Source organism: Bacteroides sp. CAG:633, assembly GCF_000435115.1.
Classification (GTDB): Bacteria; Bacteroidota; Bacteroidia; order Bacteroidales; family Bacteroidaceae; genus Bacteroides; species Bacteroides ndongoniae.
The window spans coordinates 1-3679 of sequence record NZ_FR882985.1 but is presented as its reverse complement, the minus strand read 5'-3'; the positions used below and the strand labels follow the sequence as shown (position 1 = coordinate 3679).

At 53.5% G+C, this 3679-nt stretch carries 5 protein-coding genes; all 5 read right to left on the bottom strand.

Features of this window, described 5'->3' with window-relative positions; genetic code table 11:
* The coding region (gene argH, locus QVP67_RS02015; protein WP_288179802.1) for an argininosuccinate lyase at positions 1 to 1125 on the bottom strand (1125 nt) is incomplete at its 3' end.
* 44 nt (positions 1126 to 1169) lie between these two features.
* Positions 1170 to 1580 carry a hypothetical protein gene (locus tag QVP67_RS02010; RefSeq protein ID WP_022161889.1) on the bottom strand — a complete coding sequence of 137 codons (411 nt, stop codon included), beginning with the start codon at positions 1578 to 1580 and terminating at the stop codon, positions 1170 to 1172.
* A gap of 95 nt (positions 1581 to 1675) precedes the next feature.
* Complete coding sequence (gene pyrE, locus QVP67_RS02005; RefSeq protein WP_022161888.1) at positions 1676 to 2314, bottom strand: orotate phosphoribosyltransferase; 639 nt, start codon at positions 2312 to 2314, stop codon at positions 1676 to 1678.
* Positions 2315 to 2395: 81 nt separating this feature from the next.
* Positions 2396 to 2878 (bottom strand): regulatory protein RecX, encoded by a 483-nt coding sequence (locus QVP67_RS02000; protein ID WP_022161887.1) that lies wholly within the window; start codon positions 2876 to 2878, stop codon positions 2396 to 2398.
* A complete protein-coding gene (prmC, locus tag QVP67_RS01995; protein WP_288179801.1) occupies positions 2875 to 3678 on the bottom strand; it encodes a peptide chain release factor N(5)-glutamine methyltransferase in 804 nt (267 codons plus the stop codon). The genes QVP67_RS02000 and prmC overlap by 4 nt, the downstream gene beginning before the upstream one ends.
* Position 3679: the final 1 nt, after the last annotated feature.

Here is a 3679-nt window from a genome sequence, read left to right as displayed (position 1 = left end):
CAGGCGGTTCACTTCTTCGACACTGAAGATGAGCGAGTAGCGGTCGTCGTCGAGGATGTGCTCGTTCACCTTGATTTCGTCCATGATGTAAGTGGCCATCTGCAAGCAATCCTTCAGCTCCTCGAAAGCGGGCAGGAAGACTTCTTTGATGATCTGCAGGTCGCGGAAGTAGCCCGAGGGCAGGTTGTTGGCTATCATCATAATCTGCTGGGGCAGCGACTGTATCTTGTTGCACTTGGCGCGGGTCAGTTCGAAGACGTCGGGGTTCTTCTTGTGGGGCATGATGCTGGAACCGGTGGTGCAGTCGTCGGGCAGCTTGACAAAGCCGAAGTTCTGGCTGTTGAACATGCAGGCATCGAAGGCCAGCTTGGACAGCGTTCCTGCGATGGTGGCCAGGGCGAAGGCAACGTTGCGCTCCATCTTGCCGCGTCCCATCTGTGCGTAGACCACGTTGTAGTTCAGCGAGTCGAAGCCCAGCAGACGGGTGGTCATCGTGCGGTTCAGGGGGAAGGACGAACCGTATCCGGCAGCGGAGCCGAGCGGATTGCGGTTGCACATCTTGAAGGCGGCTTGCAGGAAGAGCATGTCGTCGACCAGGCTTTCGGCGTAAGCACCGAACCACAGTCCGAACGACGAAGGCATGGCTATCTGCAGATGGGTGTAGCCGGGCATCAGGACGTCCTTGTAGCGTTCGCTCTGGCGGATGAGGACGTGGAACAGTTGTTCGACGGCTTCGGCTATCTCCTTAATCTGTGCGCGGGTGAAGAGCTTCAGGTCGAGCAGCACCTGGTCGTTGCGCGAGCGTCCGCTGTGTATCTTCTTGCCTACATCGCCCAGGCGGCGGGTCAGCATCAGTTCTACTTGCGAGTGTACGTCTTCCACTCCGTCTTCTATCACGAATTCTCCTTTTTCGGCCTGCGCGTAGATGTCCTTCAGCGCGGCAAGCAGCTGTTTCAGTTCGTCGGCAGTCAGCAGACCGATGCTTTCGAGCATGGTGATGTGGGCCATGGAGCCAAGTACGTCGTGCTTGGCCAGGTAGAGGTCCATTTCACGGTCGCGTCCCACCGTGAAGCGTTCGATGTCTTTGTTTACTTGAACGGATTTCTCCCAAAGTTTCTGAGCCATATCTTGTATTGAGGTGTTTAAGGGTTAATGAAACGTTTCGTGCATCAATAGGGTATCATCGACAGCATCTCGGCCATCTTCTCCACGCCGTCCTGCAGGGGTTTCTGCACCATGGCTTTCATGAAGGGATTCAGCTCCAGGCCGATGGTCAGCTTCATTTTGCATTCGTTTTCGGCCGTGGGCAATATCTGTATCCACAGGTTGAAGGGCAGCGGCGAGGTGGTGGTGCCGAACTTGATGCATTTGCAGGGTTCTTTTTCCACAATCTGCAAGGTGATTTTTCCTACGGGCGGCACTTCTACCGACAGGCTTTCGGCGTCGAAGGTCAGGTTCTTCACCTTGTCTTCGGGCAGGCGGTCCTTTACTTTCTCCAGATTGTTCAGGTCGGACAGTTTCTCGTAGACAGCAGCCTGCGAGGCGGCTATCATCTTAACGCTACTTTCGAATTTGATCATATATCACGGGTTCTTTAAAGACAAAAAAAGAATCATTCGGACAATAACTATCCGAACAATTCTTTCATCATACAAAAATATTTTCCAAACAGTATTTATTTACCGGCATCCCAATGAGCGGGGTCTTTACGCCATTCGTTCAGCGTTTCGATGTCAGACTCTTCGATATAGCCGGTGCGCAATGCCACTTCCATGACGGCTTCGTAGTTGGTCAGTGTCACCAACGGCACTTTAGCCTCCTTGAATGCCTTTTCGGCAATGGGGAAACCATACGTGTAGGCAGCAACCATACCTATAACTTCGCATCCGTCGCGACGGATGGCATCGACAGCTTTCAGGCTGCTTCCGCCTGTCGAAATAAGGTCTTCTACTACTACAACTTTCATCCCCGGACGAAGCTCGCCTTCGATCAGGTTCTCCAATCCATGGTCCTTCGGCGTGGAACGCACATATACGAAAGGCAGGTTCAGCGCGTCGGCCACCAATGCACCCTGCGGGATGGCTCCGGTTGCTACGCCGGCAATGGCGTCGACCTGTCCGAAACGTTCCAGGATAATACGCGTAATCTCTACTTTCACGAAGTTACGCAAAGAAGGATAAGACAATGTTTTGCGATTGTCACAATAGAATGGAGATTTCCATCCGGAAGCCCAAGTGAAAGGGTTAGCCGGTTGTAACTTGATCGCTTTAATCTTCAGCAATTTTTCTGCAAACAATCTTTCCAAAGTTTTCATAGCAAACTAACTTATGATAAATACGAATGCAAAAGTAAGGAAAGAGAATGATATTTGAAAAAGAAAAGGCGATATTTTTTTTTAGTCCGCCTCACAGAGCTCCTCGTCGGGGATATCGATGCATCGCCGTATGTCTTTCAGCTCGAAACCGCGGCTCAGGGCGAAGCGTATCAGTTTGGCATTCAGTTCGAATTCGCTTGCGGCGTGCACGCTTTTCTTTTTGGATGCCAGCAAACCTTGCAGCACACTCAGGTAGTCGGCCTCGTCTATCTCGTTGAGCAGCGGCAGGTAGACCAGTCTCGGAATCTTCTTCAGCTGCAGTGCCTGGCCTATCTTCACCTTGCCCCACTTGGCCAGGCGATACTTGTCGCGCACGAAAGCACGACAGAAGCGTTCTTCATCGATATACTTCTCCTGTTCGAGGCGGTCGGCCACACGGTTTACGACCTCGTAGGGCAGTCCCCAGCGTTGCATCTTCTCTACAATCTCGGCACGGCAATGCTCGGCAGCGGCACAATAAGCCGCCACTTTGCGGAAAGCGTCATTTTCTGTGATTTCTGTCATTTCTTAGCTATTACAAACCGGTCATTTCCGGAAATATCTTGTTCGATAAAGGCTTCGGCATACCCCATCTGCCGCAGCATCTCTACGGTGTCGGGGCCGAAAGCCCGGTTGATTTCAAAGTACAGTCTGCCGCCCGACACCAGCAAGTCGATACCCAGCTGCGCAATGCGGCGGTAGAAGCGAAGCGGGTCATTGTCGGGCACAAACAAGGCCAAAGCCGGCTCCCAGTCGAGCACATTACGCTCCATGTCGGCCCGTTCGGCCTCGGTCACGTATGGCGGATTGCTCACAATCACGTCGTAGCACTCGCACCCGTCGGGCTGATAGGTCAGCACATCGTGCTGCTCGAAGCGCACCGACGCGCCCAGCGAATCGTTATTGCCACGCGCCACGGCCAGTGCCTCGTCCGACACGTCCCATGCCCGTACGTCGGCCTCGGGCAATTCGCACGACAGGCTGACGGCGATACACCCGCTGCCCGTACCCACATCCAATATCCGCGCCGTGGGCGACACCTGCTTCAACATCCTCTCCACCAGCTCTTCGGTTTCGGGACGGGGAATCAGCACCCCGGGCTTCACGCGGAACGTCCGCCCCAGAAAACGGGCAAAGCCCTGAACGTACTGCACAGGCTCAAAATTGCACAGGCGCGAAAGAATGCTTTCCAATTCCTGTTCAACGTTTGAAGATAAAATCATATCTTTGCCCAGGTAATAGTCGACCGTGCTTTGCCCCAGAAGTTCGCAACAGACAATCTTGGACAAAGCGGCAGCCTCCTGCCGGGAATAACATTCCTGCAGC